Origin of the sequence: Kribbella sp. NPDC004875, from assembly GCF_042873375.1 — a bacterium.
Classification (GTDB): Bacteria; Actinomycetota; Actinomycetes; order Propionibacteriales; family Kribbellaceae; genus Kribbella.
Genome location: NZ_JBIALI010000004.1, coordinates 165391 through 189926, shown reverse-complemented (window position 1 = coordinate 189926; position 24536 = coordinate 165391). Strand labels below are relative to the sequence as shown.

Sequence of the window (24536 nt, the reverse complement as noted above, 5' to 3'; positions counted from 1 at the left end):
CCCACCCCAGCATGCACGACGAGCGGGTGGGAGTGCGGGATCAGTCGCCGCCGCGGAACGGGAAGCCCGGGTAGCGATACCCCGGGGTCCAGAACGGAGTCATGCCGTAGTAGCCGTAGACATCGTTGAGGTCGTCGACGGGCTGCAGCTCCGTCAGGGCCGGGTCATACCCGGGAGCTTTGGCGATCTCGCTGCGGGTGCGGCCGATCGTGACCTGCTCGTCGGTCACCTCGACGACGGCGTCGACCGGGATCAGCCGGTGCTCGGCGCCGATCCCCAGCAGTCCGCCGGACTCGACGTCGAGCAATCGGACCTGCCGCTCGTCGGCGTCGACGAACAGACTGTGGACCTTGCCGATCTCCTCGCCCGCGGAATCGACCACGGTCCGGCCACGGACGTCGTCCTCGGTCTTCGCGAGCGTCAGATCGGTGTCGTCCAGCCGGACAAGGCCGAGCGGTTCCTTCTCGGTCATGGTGTGCCACCTCCAAGAGACCTCCGGGTACCCAGGCGGCCGGGCCGTCATTCCCGCACAGTCCGCACAGTCCCGAGTCGGGACGTTCACGCACCGTCAACCTGTAGCCACGTGACGTATAGGCGATCGTGCCTCGGTGCTGGCATGGTCGTGTCGTTGTTTTCCGCCCTGAAGTAAGTCCCCGAAGGAGCGATCGATGCAGGACTCCGCCCCGCCTCCTCGTCCGCGCCGCGTCCGCCGGCTGCTCGGCGTCGTACTCGGAACCACCGCCCTGATGGTCACCTCGGCCGCGCTGGCGTACGCCGCCCCGCCGCCGCACCTCCCGCAGAACGCCGGTGGGTACGAGCAGTCGTTCTCGCCGGCGTACGACTACGACACCGACGGCTGCTACGCCACCCCCGCCATCGGACCCGACGGCACCCTCAACCCCGGGCTCAACCCGACCGGCGCCGTGAACGGCAACTGCCGGGACCAGTCCGACCTCGACAACTCCCAGACCTACGCCCGCTCGAAGTGCGACAACGGCTGGTGCGCGATCGTGTACGCCAGCTACTTCGAGAAGGACCAGGCCGTCCCCGGCAGCAGCCTCGGCGGCCACCGGCACGACTGGGAGCACGTCATCTCCTGGGTGAACCAGGCCTCCAACCAGGTCGAGTACGTGACCACGACCCAGCACTCCAGCCAGGTCACCTACACCCGCTCGCAGGTGCGCTTCGACGGCTCGCACCCGAAGGTCGTCTACCACAAGGACGGCGCCAGTACGCACTTCTTCCGGCTCGCCAACACCAACGACGAGCCGCCGGAGAACCACTACCACGACTGGCGCTACCCGCCGCTCGTCGACTGGAACGGCTACCCCAGTACGGGGTTGCGCGACACCCTGATGAACGCCGACTTCGGCTCCGCGACGATCAAGATCACCGACTCCGGCGACCGGTTCCGCAACCTGCTGAACGCATCCAAGCCGTCCGGGATCCCGTTCGACCCTTGGGCCTGACCAGCCCTGGATCGGCGGTGTGCGCGCTCAACCCCGGGCGCGCAGGCCGCCGGTCAACGACTCCACGATCAGGTCGATCATCGCCGCGTGCCGGTTCGCCGCGGTGTCGGCCTGCCCGAGGGCGAGCGTGTCGAGGAAGACCCGGCTGACCACGAGCTCGGCCGCGGCCTGCACCCGCGCCGGATCGGCGGTCACGTCCCCCGCGCCACCGAGGACGCCGGCCACGGTCTCGGTCGCCTCGGCGAACAGCTCGGCCGCCCGCGACGCGATCTCCGGCCGGGCCTGCGCCTCCCGGAACACGATGATCCGGGCGGCCCGATCGTGTTCCAGTTCCGTGGCCATCGTCGCCACGATCGCCCGCAACCGGCGCCGTACCGTCCGGCCGCGGGCCGCGGAACGCAGTACCTCGCTCGGGGCGGGGCGTTCCTGGACGATCGCGAGCAGCAGGTCGAGCTTGGTCGCGAAGTGGTAGAACACCAGCCCCGACGGTACGCCGGCCTCGTGCGCGATCCGGGCCGTCGATGTGCCGTCGTACCCGTGCTCCGCGAACAACCGCTCGGCGGTCTCGATGATGACCTGCCGTTTGGTGTGCCGTGCGTGCGCCGGTGCGGTCATGATCCTGCTGGTTGAGCGGCGGGCCAGACCTCACCTTTCCGTTCGGCGGCGAGCTCGGCGGCCCGCCGCAGGGACTTGAACACGTAGTCCGGGACGCGGAGCCCGCGCCGGTGCGCGAACATCAGCTCGTACTCGGCCCGCCCGACCTGCCGCGCGTACTCACGCAGCTCCGCCTCGCCGCCGTCGGTCATCTTCAGCGCGTCCATCACGTCACCGAACTCGGTCACCTGGCGCTTGTTGTAGGCGCCCACCACTTCGAACGTACGCTTCCGCAGGCCGCGTGTCAGCCATTTCTGCCAGCCCGACAGCTGGTCCCACAACTGCTGGGCGGCCATCTGGTAGTACGCGAAGTGACCCGGCTCCTGGCGCCGGATCGGCGCGATCACGGTCGCCGCGATCGCCCGCTCCCCCAGCTCGAGCAGCCCGGCGTGGAACTTGTTGTAGGCAATGACCGCGGAGCGTTCGGTGGCCAGTCCGGTCAGGTAGTAAAGCATCCGGCTGATGTCCTGGACGCCGCGCATCCGGCCGAGCGCACCGAGGAACTTCAGGCTGAACGACACGTCGGTCAGGTTCGGGTCGTGCGGGTCCACGCCGATCAGCTGCTGCAGCTTGTCGAGGATCTGCCCGTGCCGGGTCTCCTGCGGCATCCACACGTCGGCGTAGAAGTGCTTGTCGACCTCGGGCGGGTCGGGCAGCAGGATGTTCAGCTCCAGCACGTTGCGCTCGACCTCGAGCTCGACCCGGGTCATGTAGGCCAGCACGGACCCGAACCGCTCGGCCAGCAGGCCGGGCTGCTGCATCGTGTAGTCGACGCTCTCGAGCGGGATCGGCGGGTGCTCCTCGCCCAAGCGGTCGACGTGATCGGCCAGCCGCGAATCCTCGCGGCGGGGCCCCCGCCGGGAGCGGAAGGGCTTGGTGGGCCTGGTGGGCCTGGTGGGCATGGTGATATCGCTCAACGACATACGCGGAACCTCGCTCCAAGGACGGAGATGCGGGCTCGATCCCCGGGTTCCAGCGTAACAAGGTGACTGACCGATCAGTCAGTTTATTTCCGTGTGAGACCGTGCACACACGCCTGTGGGCGGCGGTCCCGAGGACCAGCACAGACCGCCGCCCGCAGTTGCATCGGTGACTGAACTACTTCGCGATCGTGTAGCGGATCGTGTCGTTGCGCAGGACGTCGCCGTTGACCTTGACGATCTTCACGGTGTGCGGCCCGTTCTTCAGGCCGGTCGTGCTGAACGCCTGCTTCGCCGTCACCCGGGTGTCGCTGTGCAGGTTCACCCGCTGCAGCAGCTTGCCGTCGACGTACACGTCGGCGTCGCCCTGATCCGGAGCCAGTGCGGTGATCCACTGGACGCCTGTACCGGTGAAGGCGAAGTTGACCGCGGCACCGTCCACCTTGGTCGCGTGGATGTCGTCGCGGTAGTCACCGCGGAAGCGGAAGTCCAGCGACGTGTTCCCGAGCGGCAGTGTCGCGAGGAACGTCTTGCTCAGCGTCACCGTGCCGCCGTTCAGCGTGTAGTCGGTGCCCTGAACCAGATCCTTGCCACTGTTGGCGATACCGGCCAGCTCGCCCGGGTCGCGGCCGAGCTGGATGCTGACATCGGCCGGCGCGACCTTGTCGAAGGCCGCGGTGTCCGGGTTCAGCAGGCTCTCCTGCCGGATGTTCAGCTTGTCCAGCAGCATGAACTGGCCGGACTTCTTCACGCCGCGGATCGTGTGCGTGCCGTTCGGCAGATCCGAGATGCTGTACACGACCTGCTGCGGCTTGTTGTGCCCCTGCGCCGGATCCATGTACGTACTCACGGTCTGCTTCAGTTCGCCGTCGATGTAGATGTCGACGTCGCCCTGGCCAGGGTCCGTCTCCGTCACGTAGTCGACACCGGTTCCGACGAACTGGTACGAGAACGAGTCGCCGTTGCCCTCCGTCCACTGCACGTCGTCCTGATAATCGCCGAGCCCACGCCCCGAACTGTTGTTCCAGTTGCCGGTGTAGACGATCTGCGAGTTGTTGTTGTTGATCTCAACGGTCCGCGTCGCGACGTCGGCGGTCCTGGCTGTCGACTGCGTGGCCTTCACGGACGAGTCCGTCACACCAACGGTCAGTGCCTGCGAGACGGCCGGCACCTCGTAGTTGGCGTTCCGCTGCCACGCGCCGTCGTACGTGACCCGCAGATCGTCGTCGTTCACGCTGATCGCCGCGTTCTTCTGCGGCGTCACCTTCAGCAGCCGTACGCCGTGGATCGGGACGTCCGTCGCGGTGAAGCTCGAAGCGAACGAGCCGAGATCCTTGCGGGCCCACAGGTCACGCACCTTCGCGGCACCGTCCAGGCCGAGGTCCGCGAAGTTGACCGTCATGTCCGCATCGGTCTGGCCGAGGTTGAACAGGGCAACGGTGTACGAGCTGTCCGGATTCAGCGAGAACCAGACCTGCCGGTTGGTCTTCGTGGACAGCGGCTGCGCCGGACGGCCGGCCTGGTCGACCGCGATCACCTCGGGGTTGGTGAGCAACTCGAGACCGTACGAGTCCAGCTTGGTCATGTCGTTGCCGATGTACATCGGCGCCGCGGACACTGCCCACAGCGTGGCCGCCGTACGACGCTCGTCCTTGGTGAGACCGTCCATCTGGCCGTTGCCGACGTCGAGCGAGTCGAGGTCGTTCCAGCCGCCCGGGCCGGCGTGGCGCCACCAGTCGGCCAGCTTGGGGAACAACCGGTTGATGTTCGGCCAGGCGGTGAGCGCCGTGCCGGTGCAGTAGCACTCGACGTCCCACTCGATCCGCCAGCCGTTCGCGTACTGCTTCCAGTAGTCCGCGTAGTTGATGTCCAGCGCCCAGGAGATCTCCAGCCAGATCTTGTGCCGGGCGAGCGCCTGCGACCACGCTTTCACGTCGTCCCGGGCGTCGACCGACAGGTCACTGATCCCCGAGCCCGGTGTCACGCTGTCGAACTTCAGGAAGTCCAGGCCCCAGGAGCCGAACAGATCCGCGATCGAGTCGACGTACTTCTGCGCGCACGGCTTGGAGAAGTCGATGCGGTAGCCGATCCCCCAGTAGTCGCCCTTCTGCAGCGGCAGCACCGGCAGGTCCGCGGTGGTGCACTCCGGGGCGCCGTAGATCGGGAGCTTGGCGTCGATGACGGCCTTGCTGATCCCCGGGATCGTGTAGAGCCCGACCTTCTGGCCGTTGGCGTGGATGTGGTCGATGACCGCCTGCAGGCCGTTCGGGTAGAGCTTCTTGCTCGGCGTCGGCCGGCCGTAGGCGTCGATCCCGTCGTTCCAGCCGGCGTCGATGTTGAGGTAGTTGTACCCGTACGGCTGCAGCTTGGCGTGCATCGCGTCGGACTGCTTGATCAGCTGGTCGGCGGTGATCCAGCTGCCGCCGTTCGGGTTGTAGACCTGCATGCTGTAGCTGCTCCAGCCCATGTAGGGCCGAGCCGCCACATCCCCCGCCGGCCCCGGGAGGGCCGGCGGGGTGACGCTGGTGGTTGCTGCTGATGACGTACTCAAACCTGCCGGCAGCAGCCCGGCGATCACGAGACCGGCAAGCGCGGCCCGTAACACCCTGCTCCGAACGGATCTGGTCATGGCGGTGACCTCTCTGAGAGAACCGAATCGGATAGGATATTGGAACTATTACTTAACCTTGTCAAGATTCTGTGCGAAAGTGGCGCAGTGATGCCGGGCCGCGAAGTCCGTCGTCAGCCGCGGGGCCGGGGTCACGAGCGAGACGATCTTGCCGCCGGGCCCGAAGGACGGCCAGCCCGTGGCCGGCTTGCCGGTCTTCGCGAAGTTCACCCAGGCCGCGCGCATCGTGTCGGCGAGCTTGGTCTGCTCGGCGTTCAGCGTCACCGGGAACGGAGCGTTCGGCAGGTCGAACAGGTACCACATCTCCGATCCGTGCGTGGCCACCGACAGCGTCCCGGCCGGCGCGAAGATGAACGGCGCCGTGTCGTCGTTGAACTCGTACCCGTACGCCGGAACGTGCCGACCGGCCCACGTGTTCACCTGCGCCGCCCCGCACGCGAACGTCGCGTCGCCGACCAGCGTCCCGAACGCCTTGTCCGGAGTCGGGTACGACGCCGGCGGGTACTCAACTGCGATCGCGGCAGCCTGCGCCGGGGTCACGCGAAGCGCGGACGCGATGTTGCTCTCGTAGTTCTGCGCCGTGACCGGACTCGTGTACGCGACGTTGTACCCGCGGCTCACGACCCGGCCGCCGAGCGTGAACAGCGCCTCCTCGTCGTGGTTGCTGCCGTTCAGAATCGGCACGTGGTTGAACCGGCCGGCCGCCAGCGCCGTACCGATCGACTCCTTCAGGACCGCGCCGTCGACCACGCCCGGGATGAGGGCGGTCGCCGTCGAGATGTTGTTCACCAGCGTCTGCGCGGGAACCTTGCGCAGGCAGTCCGCGGACTGGTCCGCACAGCCGACCTTGGTGGCGAACTCGGTGCCGAACTTCTCGGCCTGCGCGAGCGACTGCTGCTGCAGCGCGAACGCTCCGCTCTCCACGATCGCCCGCTGGAACAGGCCCGCCGAGCTGCGCGACACGACCTGCGCGAGGACCGACAGACCACCGGCCGACTCACCGGCGATCGTGACGTTGTGCGGGTCGCCGCCGAACTGCCCGATGTTGCGCTGCACCCAGCGCAGCGCGGCCTGCTGGTCCATCAGGCCGTAGTTGCCGGCCGCTCCCCCGGGGCGGGACGCGAGTGCCGGGTGGGCCAGGAAGCCGAGCGCGCCGAGCCGGTAGTTGATGGTGACGACCACCGCGCCGGCCTTGGCGAGCTTGGTGCCGTCGTAGTTGGAGCCGCTGTCCTGGATCAGGCCGCCGCCGTGGATCCACACGATCACCGGGCGCCTGACGGCGGTCTGCGCCGCGGGAGTCTGGACGTTCAGGTACAGGCAGTCTTCCTGGAGCTGTCCGGGCGGGGCGATCCCCGGAGCCTGCGGACAACCCGGCGCGTACGACGTGGCGTCGCGGACCCCGCGCCAGCTCGCGGCGGGCTGCGGTGCGCGCCAGCGCAGGTCGCCGGTAGGCGGCGCCGCATACGGCAGACCGCGAAACGCGGACGTGCCGTCGAGGCTCAAACCCCGGACCACGCCGTTGCCCGTGGCGACCACCGGGCCCGTCGAGCTCACGCCGGCGGTCGAGCCGACGCCGGACGTGGCGGCGGACGTGGCGGCGGACGTGGCGGCGGACGTGGCGGCGGACGTGGCGGCGGACGTGGCGGCGGACGTGGCGGCGGACGTGGCGGCGGTGGGGGTGCCGGCGTCTGCCGCGCGGGCGGCGGTCAGGCCGCCTACGACGGTCGCCAGGGTGGCGGCGCCTGTGGCGAGGGCGACGCGGGTGCGTCGCGAGAGAGCGGTTCTCATGGTTCGTTGCACCTCATGCTGGAGAGTGATTCCGTAACGGCTTCACTCTCCAGCGGGCGACCGCCCGTCGCCCCAGGGAGAATCCCTGGTGTCAGGCCGCGGACTCGCCTGCGGGACCCGCGGCCTCGCGCCAGCCGTCCGGCCCGTCCGAGCCGGCGTCGTACTCCTCCAGCGGGACCTCACCCGCGCGCCACGCGGCGAGCACCGGTTCGACGATCTCCCAGCAGCGCTCGGCCACGTCACCACGGACCGAGAGCAGCGGGTCGCCGCGCAGGATGCCGTTCAGCACCTCGCCGTACGGCAGCACCGGGGACGACGGGAGCGTCGCGTCCAGGAACACCTGGCCCATCGTGTACGGCCCGTCGACGCCGAGCGCCGGGACCGACAGCGACAGCTCGCCCGGATTCAGACCGATCCGCAGAGTCTCGCCGTCCCGGCCGCCGTGCAGGCCGGACGGCAGGTGCCGCAGCGGCTTGAACTTGATCACGATCTCCTTGCGCGCGACCCCGAGCGCCTTGCCCGACCGCAGCGTGAACGGGACCCCCGCCCAGCGGTTCGTGTCCACCTCGACGGTCACCTCGGCCAGCGTCTCGGTCCCCCGCTCCGGGTCGACCCCGGACTCGGCGGCGTACGCCGGGACCACGCGGTCGTCGGCGATCCCGGCGGCGTACCGCGCCCGCCGGCCCGCCTCGGTCGCGGAGCCGCGGTACAGCCGCACGCTGCGCAGCGCACGAGCCATCTCGCTGCGGACCTCGACAGCGTCCATCGTCGACGGCGCGTCCATCACGAGCAGCGCGAGGACGAGCAGCAGGTGGCTCTGGATCATGTCGACGAGCGCGCCGGCGTTGTCGTAGTACTGCGCGCGTCCCTCGAGGCCGAGCGTCTCGTCGTACACGATCTCGATGCTCTCGATGTGCTCGGCGTTCCACACCGGCTCGAACAGGCGGTTGGCGAACCGCAGGCCGATCAGGTTCAGCACCGCGGTCCGGCCGAGGAAGTGGTCGACGCGGTGCACGTTCTCCTCGGGGACGAACGAGCCGACGAGCCGGTTCAGCGCGGCCGCGGACGCCGAGTCGGTGCCGAACGGCTTCTCGAACGCCAGCTCCGTCCCGGCCGGCAGGTCGACCTCGCGGAGCTTCTCCACGATCGCGGTGGTCACCGCGGGCGGGAGCGAGAAGTACAGGACCGGCGCCGGACCGGCCAGCTCGAGGAGCGTCCGCAGGTGCTCGGTGTCGGTCGGGTCACCGGCGACGTACTCTGTGGTCGCCAGGGTCTCGGCCGCGACCGGGCCGATCTCGCCGCGGGACGCGAACGCCGACCGGACCCGGTCCGTCCACTCCTCGGCGGCGAGCGCCGACCGGCCGGTGCCGATGATCCGGACGCCGGTGGCGCGCGGTCCGGCGAGCAGACTGCCGAGACCGGGCAACAGCAACCGGGAACTCAGGTCGCCGCTGGCGCCGAAGATGACGAGGGTCCGCTGTTCCGTCCCCGCCGGCCGATCGTCGACCGGCAGCAGGGCCGCATACGTAGTGATGGTGCCTCCCAAGACAGGGCAGATTCCGGGCTGTGCGGCCCCTGTCGTGGAGCCACACCCTCAGACCCAACGGCGCCGAGGGTAACCGCATTCCCCTCACCGGGGCGGCGACGTCTCAAGGGCTGGGTACGGCGAATCCGGCAGGCCCAGGTTTCGCCAGACGAAACGTGGGACCCGGGACAGGAAACCACGGATGAACTCCGAGCTGTGCGCGATCGCCGGCTGGCTGTGCTCACCCGGTGAGAACCAGGCCCAGTCCTCCTCGATCGAGAACGACGCCGGCGGGTTCGCCATCAGGTACTCCATCTGCCGCGGGTGCATCACGTCGTACGCGAACTTCTGGTCCGGCGAGTTCACCGCGAACCGCTTGTTGAACTCCGCGCTCTCGAAGCTGATCCCGCTGCTCAGACCCTTCCGCCCGACCTGCAGCCGCGGCATCCGGATCGGCAGCTGAAACCCGAGGACCGGCTCGCTGTGGCTCTCGACGACGGTCCGGGACTGGGTCCGGCCCTCGCTGTCGGTGTAGGTCTCGGTACGCGTCGTCTTCCAGTGGTGCTCGAACGCGACGAACGGCGGGCCGCCAGCGTCCTGCCCGCGGACCACGTCGCTGGTCCGGTGGTCGTGCCCACCGCGGTTCACCGGCGTGACCTGCAGCAAGCTGTCGTCGACGCCGACCCAGTACCAGTCCGGGTGCTGGTAGAACGTCAGCCGCGCCGGCGGCTCCGGCTGCCGCCACTGGTCGAGCGGTACGGCGTCGATCGCGGCGGCGACCGCGGCGACCTGGTCCAGCCACGGGCCGAGCTTCTCGAGATCCTTGCGCGGCGGGTCGAGCACCACGAGCTGGTCACCGTCGATGCTCAGGTTCACGCCCGGTTGCCCGGCCGCCAACGCGGTCAACTGCGCCGACAGCTGCGGCGTCAGCACCTCGGCCGCGAACGCCGGGTCCGTCACACCGACCTGCCACCCCGGTCCCAGCTCGGCCGGCGCGGGTACGGCGGTCGCGCGGACGCCGTACCGCGGCCGGGTCTCGCCGCCGGTGATCCACAGCTCGGGCAGGCGACGGGACAGCGTGACCATCCCGACCCAGCCCGACCAGTAGGTGGAGGCGTACTCGATCACCTGGAACGGCCGGCCTGCCGTGGTCACCCCGGAGATCTGGTCGTCGGGCTTGCGGTCGAAACCGATGCCGAACGGCGGGTTGCCGAGGCGCGCCACCGAGTCCCACGCCGGCGTGTTGACGAAGGTCCAGCCCCGCCGGCGGATCGAGTCGATGTAGTGCTGGCGGCGGACGAGCGCGACGATGCCCCCGATGATGCCGCCCACGACGAGCAGCCCGACGAGCAACAGGACAATGACCATCGCGCTCACGTGCGCCTCCCCGATCCGGCTACTGGCACACCGGACGATAGCGCCGGGACGGGATCACGCCAGCGCCGCGGGGAGCGGGTCGGCGTGGATGATCTGCAGCCGGCTGACCGCGCGGGTGAGGACGACGTACAGGCGGTGCACGCCGCGGGGCTCGGCGGCGACGATGCGGGCCGGCTCGGCGACGACGACCGCGTCGAACTCCAGCCCCTTCGCCAGCGTGGCGGGCACGCAGACCAGCCGGACGGTGTCGATCTCGTCCTCGCTCTCGCCGAGCAGCTCCGTCTCGAGGCCGGCCGCGGTGATGGCGTCCCGCAGTACCGCGATCTGGTCGTCGGCGGCGATCAGCGCGACCGATCCCTCGCCTTCCAGCGCCGCCCGGCACTCGGCGACCACCTGGTCCGCGAACGTCGCTTCGTCGGCCGGGACGATCCCGAGCGCGTCGGCCACGGTCCGTACGCCGCTCGGCGTGCCCAGCGTCGGCGCGATCTCGGGGAGCAGCTTCGCGGCGAAGTTGATGATCTGGGCCGGCACCCGGAACCCACGGTCGAGCTCGGCCACCACACCGTCGCCCTTGTCGAGATGGCCGAGCACCCGGTCCCACGATCCCGCGGCCCACGGCGTCGTCGCCTGCGCCAGGTCACCCAGCACCGTCGCCGAACCGGTGCGGCACCGGCGGCCGAGCGCCCGCAGCTGCATCGCGGACAGGTCCTGTGCCTCGTCGAGCACCAGGTGGCCCAGCGATCCGGTCCGGCGCTCGATCAGGTCTTCGAGCTCGTCGAGCAGGACGCTGTCGGCGAACGACCATGTCGCCGACTTCCACGAGCGCGGCGGTTTGGTCCAGAGCAGCGCCGTACGCTCCTCGTCGGTCAGTTCGGGAGCGGCCTCGGCGAGGAACCCGGCGTCGGCGAAGAGCCGGTGCAGGATCTGCTCGGGGACGACCCGCGGCCACACCGAGTCGAGGACCTCCTTGACCGGCTTCGAGCGTGCCACCGCGTTCTGCACGCGGTCGTCCGGGGACTCGGCGCGTTCCTCCATCCGGACCAGGACGACGTGCGCGATCCGCTGCGCGAGCGCGTTCCGGCCGGGCGCGTAGCGGGTCGACTCGCGCAGGTCCGCGACGATGTCGACGACCTCGTAGTCGTGCACGCGATAACGCCGCGATCCCTTGCTGTACAGGACTCCGTCGGTCGGCGTACCGACGTACGACCACAAGGCACGGCGCAGTACGCCGGCCATCCGCGCGTCGCCCTTCAACGCCTCGGCCTCGACCGAGTCGGTCGCGGCGGTCGGCCGGGTCAGCAGCTCGTCGATCGTGATCTGGCGGACGTCGACCTCGCCCAGCGCGGGCAGCACCTTGCGGATGTAGGACAGGAACGACTTGTTCGGCCCGACGATCACGACGCCGCCGCGGCCGAGGCGCTCGCGCTCGGTGTAGAGCAGGTACGCGACGCGGTGCAGGCCGACCGCGGTCTTCCCGGTGCCGGGTGCGCCCTGCACGCACACGCTCGGGTGCAGCGGTGCGCGGACCAGGTCGTCCTGCTCGGGCTGGATGGTGGCGACGATGTCGCGCATCGGACCGGTGCGCGGCCGCTCGATCTCGGCCCGCAGGAACGCGTCCGCCTGGTCGGTGTCCACGCCCCCGGTCAGCGGCTCGTCCTCGAAGCCGGTCAGCTCGGCATGGTCGGAGAACCCGTACCGCCGGCGCATCAGCACCCGCTGCCGGTCGCTCTGGGTCGCCCGGTAGAACGGCACCGACACCGGCGCCCGCCAGTCGATCACCAGGGGGACGCCGCTGCCGTCGTGGACGTGGCGGCGGCCGATGTAGATCCGGTCGTGGTCCGGGATCGTGCCGTGCTCGTAGTCGAGCCGGCCGAAGAACAGCGGTACGTCGGGCAGGTCGACGAGCGCGCGGGTGCGCATCTCCTTCGCCCGCTGGTTCGCCTCGTTGGTGAAGCGTTCGTCGTTGTCCTCGCCGCCGATGATCTGGACCTCGCGGTCCACGACGCCGGCGTACATCCGCTGCAGCGCGGCGCGGGCGGTGCTGAGGAAATCGCGTTCGGAGGTGAGTTCGGGCAGGGCTGGTGCAGGTTCGGCCATCGGAGAGCAAGCCTCGAATCGTGAGCTTGGCTGGGTCCCGCCCCGGAGCAGATCCATCCGGTTCGATTCGATCCCGAAAAGACAGGCTCGCGACGTTACCACCGCGCCCGGTGGCCGGCGACTGATTTACCGCGGCGTTACCGGAGCCAGTCCGGCGTGTGCTCAGCGTCCCGCGGGAACTCGGCCAGATCGGCCCGATAGATCTGCGGGTCGACGTCCATCGACCAGGCCGGCTCGTGATCGTAGTCGAAGTCCGTCGCGAAGTGCCCGGTCGAGGTGACCGTGAGCCGGGCCGTGAACCAGGTGCCCTTGCCCGGCTGATACATCGTCCGTCGCAGCTCCTCGAAGTGGTCCTCGAGACCGGCGGGCAGCTTCCGCAACTGCGACCTACCCGAGGGTCCGAGGACCTCGGCATCGAGCTCGGAGTACGACGTCGTGGACCGGTAGACCGCACTCACCTCACGCCAGCCGGCGGGCAGGTCCGCGACCAGTGCCCGCGCGATCGTGTCGATCACGCCGATCTCGCTCATCGCGCTCCCCGGGCCGTCGGTATCGTCTCCCTGAAGGTACGCCGTGGTTCGCGGCGGCCGTCGTGCAGGGCGACGACTGTGCGACTCGACGGGCGGCGCGTGGTGCGGTTCGGATGCGCGACGTCGATCGTCGCGTGCACCTGGATACCGGCCGCGCGCATCGCCTGCCAGGTCTGTTCCATCCGCCGCCAGTTTTCGCTGCCCTTCACCGCCTGGTTCTGGGTCCGGGACTGGGCGGTCAGGTTGATCGACTCCCCCGGGCCGCCGAACGACGTACCGAACAGGTGACCGCCGTCGTCCTCGCGCTCCCGGTCGGGTTTGCCCGCGTCCCGCTGCGCGTCCAGATTGCGGCGTTCCTCGTTCTGCTCGTGCGGCAGCCAGCCGAGCCAGCCCTCGGCGTGCTTGACCCGGCCCTCGTCGTCTGTGACGTACAGGTAGCGTTCGTCGACGATGTACACCGCCGACGGCTCCGGGTTCATCAGGCGCTCGTTCCACTGCTCGTCGCGCCCCGACCGTTCCTTGTGCACGGGGAGCCCGGCGTACTCCTCCGGCACCACCGGGACGTCGCCGGGCCCGTAACCGACGTCGCGGACGTCGGCCGGATCGGCGTGCTGCTCGATCCGGGCCGGCGCCCGCGTCGATCGTTTCGGCATGCGCTGTTTCTACACGCCGAGTGTTGACAAGTGGTAGACCTCAGCCGTCGTTCTCGGCACCCGGGATGACCGCGCCCGGAACGTTCTGCGGTGCGAAGATCTGGCTCTCACCGGGGTACGGCGTGGACCAGTTGTGCGCCTCGTACCAGTCGAAGTGGTTCATCAGCACCGGGCTCGCGGTGTCCGGCTTGGCCGTCGGAGCGTTGAAGAGCTGCTTCGACGTCCACGCGTTCCACTGCGCCGCGACGGCCTGCTTGTCCGCCGGAACGGTTGCCGACGGCACCGGAGCGACGGCCGGGTTCTGCGCCGCCGGAGTGTCGGCGCCGCACGGCGGCAGGTCCTTCAGACCGGCGGTCAGCGAGGTGCGGTTCGGCACCGCGGTGAACGGGGTCAGGTCCGGCTTCTGCGTGAATGCGCCGAACATCGGGGTGGCCGCGGTGTCCTTCTGGTTCATCGGCTTCATCCCGAGGATCTGCTCGATCGTCCGGATCAGCGTGATCTGGGTGTAGTAGTGGCTGTCCACCGCACCGTGCTGGGCGTACGGGCTGATGATCTGGATCGGCGCCCGGTGCCCGTCGACGTGGTCGAGACCGGCCTGCGAGTCGTCTTCCGCGACGAAGATCGCCGAGTCCTTCCAGTACTTGCTGTGGGTGATCTCGTCCACGATCCGGCCGACGGCCAGGTCGTTGTCGGCCACGCCCGCGGGCCCGCTGTTCGGTCCGCCGGTGTGGTCGTTGGACAGCCAGAACATGTTCAGGTTCGCCGGACCGTTCTTCTCGAAGTCCTTCTTCCAGATCTCGGCCTTGTAGATGTCCGGGACGTTCAGGTCGAACTGCGGGAAACCCTGCACCGAGATCGCGTTCAGCGACGGGATCGCCGACCCGACCTGGATCGGATACGCCGTGTCCGCACCGGTGGACCGCATCGTCTTCGTGTCGCAGTACAGGTTCTGCCAGGAAGCGCCGGCCGGCTTCTGCTCGATCGACTGGAACTCGCCGTAGTCCTTGACGGTCTTGCCCGCTGCCTGCACGCCGGTCCAGAGGAAGCCGCTCCTCTGGTGGCCGAGGGCATCGTTCTCGGTGTCGTAGGTGCGGATGTACTCGCCGGCCATCGACTCGGTGTACTCCGGGTTGTCGGCCTGCATCATCCAGTTGTGGCCCTCGGCCGAGTTCGTGCCGACGTCGTAGGTGTTGTCGTACAGCCCGAACTGCTTGGCCAGCGCGTGCTGGTTCGGCGTCACGTTCTCGCCGTACTGCGTCAGCGCCGGATCGCCGTTGCCCTCGGGGATGTCGCCGTACACCTGGTCGTAGGTCCGGTTCTCCTTGACGATCAGGAAGACGTGCTTGATCGTCGACGGGTCACCGATCTTGGCCGGGACCGGCACCGGGTTGCGGTGTCCCTGGTCCGTCGCGGCCTGCGCCGATCCGTTCGTCCAGCCGTTCTGGTCGAAAACGGTCTTGGTGTACTTCTTGATCGCCTGGTCGTCCGGCAACTGGAACTTGGTCAAGCTCGACGTGGTGTCGTGCGTTGCGTGTCCGGCGGCGGTGGTGTCGCGACGGGCGTCGACGCCGCGGGTGTTCGACACCACGATGTCCTTGCCGACCTGGGCGAGCTCGGCCGGGAAGTAGTCCGTCGGCAGCAGGCCGATGTAGCTGACCGGCTCGAGCGGGTTCTTGTACCTGTAGACCGCGACCGCGTTCGCCCGGCCGAGGGTGACCAGCAGGTGGCCGTCGTCGGTGAGCATGACGCTGTTCGGCTCGTACCCGACCGAGGCTTCCGGCCACGGCTGGGTCGCGATCGTCTGGGTGACCTTGTTCTTCGTCGCGTCGATCACCGAAACGGTGTTGCTCGAGGTGTTCGTGACGAACACCGCGCCGTTCTTGGCGTACACCGCGGTCGGGTGCAGACCCACCGAGATGCTGGCCGGTGCGGCCGACGCGTTCTTGGTGTCGATCACCGAGACGGTACCGGTGGTGGTGATCGCGTCCTGGTTCGCGACCACATTCGTGCCGTACGAGTTGACCGTGCTGTCACCGGCCTGCGCCGTCCGGCCGCCCTCGTTGCTCACGTACAGCTTGTCGCCGACCATCACCAGGTCGCGCGGCGCGTTGCCGGTCGCCCAGCTCTGCTTGATCGCACCGGTCGCGGTGTCGATCGCGACGACCTTGTTCTGGCCGTTCACCGCGGCGTACACCGTCGAGCTGTCCGCGGAGAACACGGCCTCGGAGGCCAGCGCACGCTTGCTGCCGTCGGCCGGGATCGCCACGAACGCCGGGTTCGCGAGCGAGCCGTCCGAATTCACGGTGAACTTCCGGTAACCGTCGGCCTGCCCCAGCCAGACCTGTTTGCCGTCCGGCGAGTACGTCGGTCCTTCCTGGCCGATGTCGTTGCCGGGGATCTTCAGGTCGGCGGCGGCGTTGTTGCCGACGTACTGCTGGACCTTCCAGTTCTTCAGGTCGACGATCGCCAGTGCCATCCCGCCGTCGGTCACCCCGGCGGCCATGTGGCTGCCGTCCGGGCTGACCGAGGACGACATGATCTTGCCCTTCTGGAGGACGAGACGGTCGCCGATCGGCTTGATGTACTGGTCGGAGGAGACGACTTGACCCTTGGCGGTGACCTGCCCGACCTGGTCGTGTCCGAAGCCGGTGGTCGAGGCGACCGCGGTGCCTGCGAGGGCCACGGCGACCGCCGTGGTACCCGCTGTGACGAGTGGTAATCTCCGCCGGAGGGGGCGGGACGGACCCTTTTCGTCACGCCTGCGGCGGCGTGTTACCTGCATGGGAGGGTTCCCTTCGGGTTGGCCTTCAATGGGCGGGTAGCAGTTCGACTGTGCCGTCGAACTGCCACAGCGGGTTCGGTTCGTCCCCGGACGGGGTGCGGACCAGGAAGAAGCCATTCACTTCTTTCGGTCCGTCCCCGTCGGACACGTACCGACCGAGTGGGTTGATGTCGAGTTGGTAGATCGCCGAGCCGGCTGCCTCCACCCCCGGAAGGTGCCAGCTGACCACGCACCGCCAGTCGTTGCCGGGCCCGCGGGCGGCGACCTGGTCGCCACCCTTGGTGCACTCGGCCGCGGTCTGCAGTTGCTCCTCGGTGACATCGGCCCGATTGAGCTGCTTGGTCTGCAGACGGTAGAGATGCGCGAACTCCACCGCGACCGAACGCTGCACCTTGTCCTGGTCGATCCCTGACCCGAAGCCGGTCACTGGAGTGACGACCGCGGTGGTGAGACCGAGCAGGACGACGAGCGGCAGCAGACCAGCCGTCAGCGCGAGCCGGCCGGAGCCGTCGTGCGTCGGGTTGGTGAAGTCACGGCGGACGAACAGGAAGTAGGCCAGGCCGGTCGCGACGAGCGTCCAGACCAGGCTGACGATGACACCGATCAGCAACGGGCCGACCTGTGCCGGTTCGGTGAACAGACCGTTCCAGCTGATGAAGGCGTACCCCGGGAGCGCCAGCCGGAGCGCGACCGGGACCGGCAGTTGCTGGACGATCTGCATCGCGAGCGCGACGACGGCCGGGAGCAGTAGGCCCATCGGCGAGCGGCCGAGTGCGACCGAGCCGAGCAGACCGATCGCCGCGAGGGCCAGCGTCGGAGCGAGTGCGCACAGCCAGGCGAGCAGAACCGTTCCGGCCGCGTCGCCCGGCGAGAGCAGGTGGCCGTCGAGACCGATCAGCTGGCGATTGCCGATCACCAGCAGGCCGCTCACCGTGCTGGAAACGACCAGGCCGAGCACCAGGACCACGATCACGCTCAGGCTGGACAGCGCCTTCGCGGCGAAGATCCGGCGCGGCGAGCGGACCGCCACCAGCAGGTGCCGCCAGGTGCCGAGGCGGTCCTCCGAGGCGAACGAGTCACCGGCGATCAGCGAGGTCAGCAACGGGAGGGCCCACGAGCCGGAGAAGCCCAGCAGGACCAGCGGTCCGGCCCAACCGGTCGCGTGCATCATCCGGCCGAACAGGGTGTCGACCGGCAGCGAGGCCTGCTGGCTCACCACGGCGACGAACACCGCGGGCGCCAACCAGCACGCGACGATCAGGACGCGAACCCGCCACTGCGTGAGCAGCTTGACGAGTTCGAAGCGGTACCCGCGGACCAGTGGGACGCCGCGGGCGACAGTGACATCGGGGGCAGGGGTGTCGGGGGCAGCCACGGTGGCTGTCATCAGTTGGTCTCCTGCTGCTCGGTGAGGGCGAGAAAGGCCGCTTCGAGCGGCGACACCACTGGCGCCAGCTCGCGGACCGCGATGTCGTCCCGGACCAGCCGCTTCACGAACTCGTCGAGGGCCGGGACCGGTGCCGAGATCACCAGCAACTCGACGTCGTCCTGGACGACGGCCTCGTCGCGCAGGCGGACGCCCGGGACCTGACGGGCGAGCCGGCGGGCCTCGGCCGGATTCGAGGTGAGGACCCGGTAGTCGAGTTCGCTGTTCTCGGACGCGAGCTTGCTGATCGGTCCGGTGAATGCGACCCGTCCGGTGGCCAGGATCGTGACCTCGGAGCAGAGCGCCTCGACGTCGTCCATCCGGTGACTCGAGAGCATCACCGCCGTACCGTCGGCGGCCAGGCGGGAGAGGACGCCGTACACGTGCTTCTTGCCGGCCGGGTCGAGGCCGTTCGAGGGCTCGTCGAGGATCAGCAGGCGGGGCTTGGTGAGCAGCGCGGCGGCGAGGCCGAGGCGCTGGCGCATGCCGAGCGAGAAGCCGCGGACCCGGTCGTCGGCGACGTCGGTGAGACCGACCTCGGCGATCGCGTCCTCGATCTTCATCGTGCCGGCGTCGTCACCGCGCAGCTGGGCGAGCGCCGCGAGGTTCTGCTTGGCGGTCATCGACGGGTACAGGCCGGGCCCGTCGACGAAGCCGGCGACACCCTCAGGTACGGCGAGGGCGCGGCCGACCGGTGTACCGAGGATCTCCAGCGTGCCGCCGTCGGCGACGGCGAGGCCGAGCAGCAGTCCGAGGAGCGTGGTCTTGCCGGCTCCGTTGGGTCCGACCAGGCCGTGGATCTGGCCGGGTGCGACGTCGAGATCGACACCGTCGAGCGCAACGACCTCGCCGAAGTTCTTGGCCAGGCCGCGGGCACGGACAGCGGGCGGAGTGTCCATGGTTAATACATTAGAAAGCAATGTACGGAGAGGTGAAGACCGAAGGTAAACAAATACCGAACTGGAGGCGGCCTTTTCCGGCCAGACTCTCAGCGGTCTCTCAGACTCGGTCCTCCGGCGGGACGTAGCGGAACGTCGGCCCGGCAGTGGTGGAGTCGTCCTCACTGAGTCGCATCAGCTTCAGGGCCTCGCTCTTCAGGCCGAACATCGCGCGGGTGGCGTCACGGATCAGGGCGGGCTCACCGGTGAAGGCCTGGTGCAGGAGGTACAGCAGGGTGCAGTAGGTGTTGTCGAACTCCTCCTGCGCGGCGCGGACCTGCGGGTCGGCCGAGCGGCGTGGGTTCGGTTGCATCGGCGAGACGCCGGTGGGATCGAACGTCACAGGCTCGCCGGTGGGGCCGGACTGCGGGGTGTCGCCGCGTTGGTAGCGGCGGCCGAGCTTCAGTTCCTCGAAGCGGTAGTAGTGGGCGACCTCGTCGCGGTCCGGGTGGAAGATGTCGTGGTCGCCGTCCCACACCTCGCCTCGCGACGTACCTTCACCCTGCTCGACGATCTCCTCCAGCGCGGCCAGTGCGGAGCCGAGGTCGGTGACGGGGCGCAGTACTCCGCCGGTGTGGTGGAACGGGCCGGCGGTCACCTGACGCGCCGGGTCACCGGAGAACACCTTGTCCTCGCCGAGCGTCTCGGTCAGAAAGCGCAGGCCGTCCTCGATCGCGTCGTAGAACTGGCCGATCGTCGCGTAGTGGTCGCTCTCCCCCGGCGCACCCGGCGCCTCGGGTTTCTCGAGCCGGAGGAACATGTCCAGCGCCTCCGGACCGAACGGCAGCAGCGACAGCTCCATCGATCCGTGCGGCAACTGCCGCGGATACCCGGGCAGCATCTCGGGGACGTCCAGCCGCGGTTCACCACCAACCGCGTTCAGCAGGTTGGACGCGAGCGCGAGGTGGATCATCTCCTCCACGAACACGCTGCTCACCAACTCGACCGCGTCCGCGTTCCGCGCCGGGTCCAGCGAGTACAACGCGCACAGGTACGGCGGGATCGTGGCGTGCTCGAGCTCGATCGCCCACTGCACATGCCGATGAAGACTGTCGATGGTGTCGATGCGCTGGTTCATACCTGGTGAGACAACACAGCAACCCCACTTGTGACGGTCACACCCCGGCGGTCTGCCCTGTCTACCCCATGACACCGCATCCCACGGAAGGTGAGCTTGATGACCGAACACCGATCAACCGCGTGGCAGACCGCCCTGACGATGCTGCAGGAGGTCGACCCGCCCTTTGTTCCCGAGGGTTTCCACGCGATGACCGTCGTCATCGACTACCCCGCGGGCGATCCCGGAGCACCGCCGCACCGGCACTCGGGTCCCGCGTTCGGGTACGTCGTCGAGGGCGAGATGCTGTTCGAGCTCGAAGGTGAGCCGCCGCGCGTTCTCAAGGCCGGCGAGGCGTTCTGGGAGCCGGGTGGCGACGTCATCCACTACCAGGACGGCAACAACCGCAGCGACGTACCGCTGAAGTTCACCGTCACCATGTTGTGTGCTCCGGGCCAGGAAATGTTCACGCTGGTCCCGGAGAACGAGCTGGCTGAGCGGGCCGAGCGCCGCGCCGGGAGTCAGCGGTAGGCGCGGGCCTGGAGTTCGAAGAGCTCGGCGTAGCGGCCGCCGGCGGCCAGGAGGTCTCCGTGGGTCCCGAACTCTTCGACGCGGCCGTCGTGCATGACGACGATCAGGTCGGCCATCCGGACTGTCGAGAACCGGTGGGACACCAGCACGGTGATCCCGCCGGTCTCGGCCGCGGCGACCTTCGCCGCGGCGGCGTACTGCTCGTAGAGCCTGTGCTCCGCCTCCGGGTCGAGCGCCGCCGTCGGTTCGTCGAGCAGCAGCAACAGCGGCCGCTCGCGCATGAATGCCCGGGCCAGCGCCAACCGCTGCCACTGCCCGCCGGACAGCTCGACGCCCTCGGCGAACTTCTTGCCCAGCTGCGAATCCAGCCCGTGCGGCAGTCCGGCGATCACGCCCTCCGCGTCACCCCGCGCGATCGCCGTCCGTACGGCGTCGTCGTCACCGGCTCGCGCGAGATCGCCGATGCCGACGACCTCCCGCGCGGTCAGCTCGAACTTCACGAAGTCCTGGAACCCCGCCGACAACTGCGACCGCCAGTCGTCCGGCCGGATCGTCGAGAGATCCACACCGTCGACCAGGATGCGACCGGTCGTCGGGTCGTACATCCGCGCGAGCAGCTTCACCAGCGTCGTCTTGCCGGCTCCGTTCTCCCCCACCAGCGCGACCGCCGACCCGGCCGGCACCTTCAGGTCGATCCCGCTCAGCACCGCGGAATCCGAACCGGGGTAGGAGAATCCGACGTCCCGCAGCTCGATCCCGGACGTCAGCCGCTCCGGCGCCGGCGTCAGGCTGGCCTGCCACGCGTTCTGCTTCGCGTACTCGCGCAGCCAGTCGTACCGGCTGAAGCTGCGTACGACCTCGCCGACCCAGTACACGTTCTGCGCGATACCGCCGGTCATCTGATCCACCTGCGGCGCGAGCAGCAGCACGAGTACGACGTCACCCGCCGACGACTGCCCGTCCCGGGCGCGCAGGACGACCCAGACGACCGCGACGGCGTACGCGACTCCGAACACGAGCCGCACCAGCCCGTCGACCTTCCCACCCCACCGAGCCGCCTCGACGCGCCGGTCGAACCGCTCGGTCTGCAGCGTGAAGATCCGCTCCAGCAGCACCCGGCCGAGCCCGAACACGCGCAGCTCCAGCCCTGTCCGCGGATCCTTCGCGACCTCGATCAGCCGATCGATCAGACGCTCCTGCGGCATCGAGTCCTCCCAGGCCTTCTGCTGCCTGATGCTGCTCAGGTACGCCGACCAGATGCGAGCGCCACCGAGCAGCGGAAGGACGAGGAGCACCGGATGCACGGACCCGAGCAACGTGAGCACGGTCGCGGTGTTCGTCACGGTCGCGAACGCCCACAGCAACACCTCGGCGCCGACGCCCATCCGCCACGCGCGCTCCCGGACCAACTCGAGACGATCCGCGACATCCGGCCGCTCGTGATGCGACAACCCTGGAATGCCGGACGTCACGTCGAGCAGATCCGCGTGCACACGGCCGGCCATCCGCTCCTGCGCGGTGTCCTGCAGCGGCCATCCGAGCCCGTCGGCGAGAAACGAGACCGCGAGACCACCGACGATGATGCCGATCCCCAGCGCGATCGTGCTCGACCGGTCCGACGCGATCCCGTCGACGAGCCGGCTCACGCCGTACGTCTGGGTCGGGGCGGTGATGGCGCGGGCCGCGACCAGCACGGTCGAGATCGCCATCAGACCGGGCGCCGCCCGGAACGACGTCGACAACCACAGCCACAGGATGCGCAGGTTGCGGTTCCAGTTACGCATCGACGGCCTCCGGTCCGGTCACGTAGCGCTCGGCCTGCAGCCGGAACATCCCGGCGTACTCCCCGTCCCGCGCGAGCAGCTCCTCATGCGTGCCGTCCTCGACGATCCGGCCGTCGGAGAGCACACAGATCCGGTCCGCGTTCCGCACGACGGAGAAGCGGTGCGAGATGATCAGCGACGCCACGCCCGAGGTGAGCTCGAGATACCGCTCCACCAGCTCGGCCTCCGCCCGTACGTCGAGCGCGGCCGCCGGCTCGTCGAGCACGAGCACACCCGCGCCGGCATGCACCGCGAACAGCGCCCGCGCGAGCGCGACCCGCTGCCACTCACCACCGGACAGGTCGACACCACCGTCGAACGTCTTGTCCAGCACGGTGTCCCAGCCCTTCGGCAACCCGCGCACCACCTCGTCGATCCCCGACTCGCGCGCGACCCTGGCCAGCGTCAGCTCGTCGCCCGCGCGTTCGACCGCGCCGAACACCACGTTGTCCGTCACCGACAGCGGGAACCGCAGGAAGTCCTGCACGATCGCCGCGACCCGCCGCTGCCACGCGGCCAGGTCGAGCTCCGCGAGGTCCACGCCGTCGACAAGGATCCGCCCACTCGTCGGGCGGTACGCACCGCCGAGCAGCTTCACCAGCGTGGACTTCCCGGCGCCGTTGATGCCGACCAGCGCGAGCGCCTCCCGCGCGCGGATCGTGAGGTCGAGATCCCGCAGTACGTCGACCTCGGAGCCCGGGTAGCGGAAGCCGACCTTCTCGAACCGGATCTCGCGGGCCGGCATCGTCTCGATCCGGTGCTCGGTGCTCGCGACCGCCTCCGGGTGCCGCTCGGCGATCGTCGCCGGCAGGTCCCGCATCGCGCGGTACGCCGAGAGCCCGCGACGGACCTGCACCACGCCGTACCCGTTGTTGGTCTGGGCGATGGCGAGGATCGCGGGCAGGGTGGTGGCGACCTGGGTGAGCGGGAGCGAGCCGTTCAGCGCGGCGCGGCCGACCGCGAGGATCGCGATGCTGTTGGCCACCAGGTGCACGCCACCGAACAGGATCGACCACTTGGCGTTCTGTTTCCGGCGGGCCCAGACCGGGCGGTAGCCGGCCGTCCAGTCGCGGACGTAGCGCTCGACCAGCCAAGTGTGCAGACCGAAGACGCGCAGCTCTTTCGGGGCGTCACGCATCCCCAGGTTGAACAGGTAGTTCGCCCGGCGCTGCTCCTCGGTGTTGCCCCACCAGACGTCGATCTCGCCCTCGACGAGGCGCCCGCCGTACGACTCCAGCAGCAGGGTGACGCCGACCAGCAGGATCGCCACCCACCACGAGAACATCACGCCGACGATCACCGCGGAACCGAACAGCGTGACCCGGCTGGCCAGCAGCCAAGGCAGTTGGCCCATGCCCTGCGCGAGGTGGAACCCGCCCTTGCCCTTCGCCCGCTCCTGGACGTCCAGCACCTCGGGGTCCTCGAGGTGCTCGATCCGGCGCGGCGTCAGCAGTGGCTCGGAGATGCCGGTGCCGATCGCGCGGACTAGGCCGGCGTCCATCATCAGCGAGGCGACCTGCCGCAGCGCGGGCAACAGGCTGTCCGCCACGAAGACCACCAGCAGCCCGCCGAGCAACCAGCCGAACTCGCCGAGCGGCATCGCGCCGGGGCGCCCGTCGATCACCCCGGGCACCGCCCCGACGACCCGCCCGGTGAGCAGCGTGACAGCCATCCCCAGCAGGGCGCCGAGGATGGTCAGACCCATCGTCAGAAGGGTGCTTCCAGGTGCAACGCGTACGCCGTAGCGGAACAGGGTCAGCACTCGACCGACCGTAACCGCGGCCACCGACAATCCGCGACCGAGTTTCCGGCCGGGACCGCAATTCAGCCCCGCCGATCAGGCCCGACGATCAGTGCAGGCCGTCAGCCCGGACGGCTCAGCCGAGGATCGGCTCCGCGTGCGCCTCGGCGTACCCCGCCGCGGCCAGCCGGTCGAGCGTCCGCTCCAGGACCGCCGTGTCCTCCAGCGTTCGCACCTCGGTGATCTTCCCCCACCTGATCCGCAGGAACTGATGCACCACGTTCTCGTACGCCGACCCGTCGACGACCGTGACATGCACGGTGACCGCCGTCGCGACCCGGGTGTTCCACCGCGGCCCGGCGACCACGACGTCCTGGACGTCGAACGTGGTGCCCGGCAACAGCCGTTGGCAGCGATCCCACCAGCGCCGCAGCGCCTCGTGGGTGTGCCGCTCACCGCCGAGCGCGTGATCGCCGTAGAACCGGTAGCTGAACGACGGCGCCATCCCGGACACCATCGCGTCCGTGTTGCCCGCACTGATCTGCGCGAACGTGCCGCGCACCTTCCGCGCCACGATCCGGTGGTAGATGCCCATG

At 69.2% G+C, this 24536-nt stretch carries 19 protein-coding genes; 2 read left to right on the top strand and 17 right to left on the bottom strand.

Annotation, left to right across the window (positions count from 1 at the left end; all coding sequences use genetic code 11):
• Nucleotides 1–40: 40 nt before the first annotated feature.
• Nucleotides 41–472: a PRC-barrel domain-containing protein gene (locus ACFYRH_RS23210; RefSeq protein WP_387778817.1), complete on the bottom strand. Its 432-nt coding sequence runs from the start codon at nt 470–472 to the stop codon at nt 41–43.
• 196 nt (nt 473–668) lie between these two features.
• On the opposite strand from ACFYRH_RS23210, the gene ACFYRH_RS23205 reads away from it, so the two are divergent.
• Nucleotides 669–1469 carry an NPP1 family protein gene (locus ACFYRH_RS23205; protein ID WP_387778814.1) on the top strand — a complete coding sequence of 267 codons (801 nt, stop codon included), beginning with the start codon at nt 669–671 and terminating at the stop codon, nt 1467–1469.
• Between the two features lie 27 nt (nt 1470–1496).
• Here ACFYRH_RS23205 and ACFYRH_RS23200 read toward each other — a convergent pair whose 3' ends face one another.
• From ACFYRH_RS23200 to ACFYRH_RS23140, 13 genes are all read right to left on the bottom strand, one after another.
• Nucleotides 1497–2084: a TetR/AcrR family transcriptional regulator gene (locus tag ACFYRH_RS23200; RefSeq protein WP_387778811.1), complete on the bottom strand. Its 588-nt coding sequence runs from the start codon at nt 2082–2084 to the stop codon at nt 1497–1499.
• Entirely contained in the window at nt 2081–3046 is a 966-nt protein-coding gene (locus ACFYRH_RS23195) for a GTP-binding protein LepA (protein ID WP_387778808.1), read from the bottom strand. Before ACFYRH_RS23195 ends, ACFYRH_RS23200 begins: the two co-directional genes overlap by 4 nt.
• Before the next feature lie 175 nt (nt 3047–3221).
• Complete coding sequence (locus ACFYRH_RS23190; RefSeq protein WP_387778805.1) at nt 3222–5672, bottom strand: X2-like carbohydrate binding domain-containing protein; 2451 nt, start codon at nt 5670–5672, stop codon at nt 3222–3224.
• A gap of 48 nt (nt 5673–5720) precedes the next feature.
• A complete protein-coding gene (locus ACFYRH_RS23185) occupies nt 5721–7460 on the bottom strand; it encodes a carboxylesterase/lipase family protein (RefSeq protein ID WP_387778802.1) in 1740 nt (579 codons plus the stop codon).
• Nucleotides 7461–7551: 91 nt separating this feature from the next.
• Nucleotides 7552–9006, bottom strand: coding sequence for a glucose-6-phosphate dehydrogenase (locus ACFYRH_RS23180; RefSeq protein WP_387778799.1), 1455 nt, complete (start codon nt 9004–9006; stop codon nt 7552–7554).
• A gap of 84 nt (nt 9007–9090) precedes the next feature.
• Nucleotides 9091–10353 carry a hypothetical protein gene (locus ACFYRH_RS23175; protein ID WP_387780654.1) on the bottom strand — a complete coding sequence of 421 codons (1263 nt, stop codon included), beginning with the start codon at nt 10351–10353 and terminating at the stop codon, nt 9091–9093.
• A 63-nt stretch (nt 10354–10416) separates the two neighbouring features.
• A complete protein-coding gene (locus ACFYRH_RS23170) occupies nt 10417–12459 on the bottom strand; it encodes a HelD family protein (RefSeq protein WP_387778796.1) in 2043 nt (680 codons plus the stop codon).
• A gap of 137 nt (nt 12460–12596) precedes the next feature.
• Nucleotides 12597–12989, bottom strand: a complete 393-nt coding sequence (locus ACFYRH_RS23165; RefSeq protein WP_387778793.1) for a hypothetical protein — start codon at nt 12987–12989, stop codon at nt 12597–12599.
• Nucleotides 12986–13642 (bottom strand): DNA/RNA non-specific endonuclease, encoded by a 657-nt coding sequence (locus ACFYRH_RS23160; protein WP_387778790.1) that lies wholly within the window; start codon nt 13640–13642, stop codon nt 12986–12988. The genes ACFYRH_RS23165 and ACFYRH_RS23160 overlap by 4 nt, the downstream gene beginning before the upstream one ends.
• Before the next feature lie 40 nt (nt 13643–13682).
• Nucleotides 13683–16325: an alkaline phosphatase family protein gene (locus ACFYRH_RS23155; protein ID WP_387778787.1), complete on the bottom strand. Its 2643-nt coding sequence runs from the start codon at nt 16323–16325 to the stop codon at nt 13683–13685.
• A 124-nt stretch (nt 16326–16449) separates the two neighbouring features.
• On the bottom strand, nt 16450–17811 hold the full coding sequence (locus ACFYRH_RS23150) for an ABC transporter permease (RefSeq protein ID WP_387778784.1): 1362 nt from the start codon (nt 17809–17811) through the stop codon (nt 16450–16452).
• Nucleotides 17811–18749: an ABC transporter ATP-binding protein gene (locus ACFYRH_RS23145; protein ID WP_387778781.1), complete on the bottom strand. Its 939-nt coding sequence runs from the start codon at nt 18747–18749 to the stop codon at nt 17811–17813. Before ACFYRH_RS23145 ends, ACFYRH_RS23150 begins: the two co-directional genes overlap by 1 nt.
• Nucleotides 18750–18849: 100 nt before the next feature.
• On the bottom strand, nt 18850–19866 hold the full coding sequence (locus ACFYRH_RS23140) for a ferritin-like protein (protein ID WP_387778778.1): 1017 nt from the start codon (nt 19864–19866) through the stop codon (nt 18850–18852).
• Between the two features lie 99 nt (nt 19867–19965).
• Here ACFYRH_RS23140 and ACFYRH_RS23135 point away from each other — a divergent pair, with 99 nt between their 5' ends.
• Nucleotides 19966–20376 (top strand): cupin domain-containing protein, encoded by a 411-nt coding sequence (locus ACFYRH_RS23135; RefSeq protein WP_387778775.1) that lies wholly within the window; start codon nt 19966–19968, stop codon nt 20374–20376.
• On the opposite strand, the gene ACFYRH_RS23130 is transcribed toward ACFYRH_RS23135, so the two are convergent.
• The 3 genes from ACFYRH_RS23130 to ACFYRH_RS23120 all read right to left on the bottom strand — a co-directional run bounded on the left by ACFYRH_RS23130 (nt 20367) and on the right by ACFYRH_RS23120 (nt 24535).
• Nucleotides 20367–22160, bottom strand: a complete 1794-nt coding sequence (locus ACFYRH_RS23130; RefSeq protein ID WP_387778772.1) for an ABC transporter ATP-binding protein — start codon at nt 22158–22160, stop codon at nt 20367–20369. The two genes, ACFYRH_RS23135 and ACFYRH_RS23130, sit on opposite strands and share 10 nt — an antisense overlap.
• Nucleotides 22153–23904: an ABC transporter ATP-binding protein gene (locus ACFYRH_RS23125; protein WP_387778769.1), complete on the bottom strand. Its 1752-nt coding sequence runs from the start codon at nt 23902–23904 to the stop codon at nt 22153–22155. Before ACFYRH_RS23125 ends, ACFYRH_RS23130 begins: the two co-directional genes overlap by 8 nt.
• 172 nt (nt 23905–24076) lie before the next feature.
• Complete coding sequence (locus tag ACFYRH_RS23120) at nt 24077–24535, bottom strand: nuclear transport factor 2 family protein (protein WP_387778766.1); 459 nt, start codon at nt 24533–24535, stop codon at nt 24077–24079.
• Nucleotide 24536: the final 1 nt, after the last annotated feature.